The sequence below is a fragment of the Phenylobacterium sp. genome (assembly GCF_030697925.1).
GTDB lineage: Bacteria > Pseudomonadota > Alphaproteobacteria > Caulobacterales > Caulobacteraceae > Phenylobacterium.
In genome coordinates this window covers 1-1,020 of sequence record NZ_JAUYOJ010000172.1, presented here as the reverse complement: position 1 = coordinate 1,020, position 1,020 = coordinate 1, and the positions used below count along the sequence as shown (strand labels likewise).

At 66.2% G+C, this 1,020-nt stretch carries 1 pseudogene; it reads right to left on the bottom strand.

Features of this window, described 5'->3' with window-relative positions:
• Positions 1 to 1,020, bottom strand: a pseudogene (locus Q8Q88_RS16435) (DNA-directed RNA polymerase subunit beta); the annotation flags it as partial.

Genomic DNA, 1,020 nt, shown 5'->3' with positions numbered 1-1,020 from the left:
TTGCCGCACAGGATGTCGCCCGGCTGGACCTCGGCGCCGATCGCCACGATGCCGGCCTCGTCGAGGTTGCGCAGGGCTTCCTCGCCGACGTTCGGGATGTCGCGGGTGATCTCTTCCGGGCCCAGCTTGGTGTCGCGAGCCATGACCTCGAACTCCTCGATGTGGATCGAGGTGAAGACGTCGTCGCGCACGATACGCTCGGAGATCAGGATCGAGTCTTCGAAGTTGTAGCCGTTCCAGGGCATGAAGGCGACGAGGGTGTTCCGGCCCAGGGCCAGTTCGCCCAGGTCGGTCGACGGGCCGTCGGCGATGACGTCGCCGGTGGCGATCAGGTCGCCCACGCGGACCAGCGGACGCTGGTTGATGCAGGTCGAGGTATTGGAACGCTGGAACTTCTGCAGGCGGTAAATATCGACGCCGGCCTTGGTCGGGTCGTTCTCTTCCGTCGCGCGGACCACGATGCGGGTGCCGTCGATCTGCTCGACCACGCCGGTGCGGCGGGCGACCACGACGGCGCCGGAGTCGACGGCCACGACGCTTTCCATGCCGGTGCCGACCAGGGGCGCGTCCGACTGGATGAGCGGCACGGCCTGCTTCTGCATGTTCGAGCCCATCAGGGCGCGATTGGCGTCATCGTTTTCCAGGAACGGGATCAGCGAGGCGGCCACGGAGACCACCTGCTTGGGTGACACGTCCATCAGGTCGACGTCGGCCCTGGGCAGCAGGCCCGGCTCGCCGTTGATCCGGCCCTGGACCAGGTCCTCGACGATCTCGCCGTTCTTCAGCTTGATGCTGGCCTGGGCGATGACGTGCTTGGCCTCTTCCATGGCCGACATGTAGACGACCTCGTCGGTGGTCTTGCCGTCCTTGATCCGCCGGTACGGGCTCTCGATGAAGCCGTACTTGTTGACCACCGCGTGGGTGGCCAGCGAGTTGATCAGGCCGATGTTCGGGCCTTCCGGCGTCTCGATGGGGCAGATCCGGCCGTAGTGGGTCGGGTGCACGTCGCGGACTTCGAAG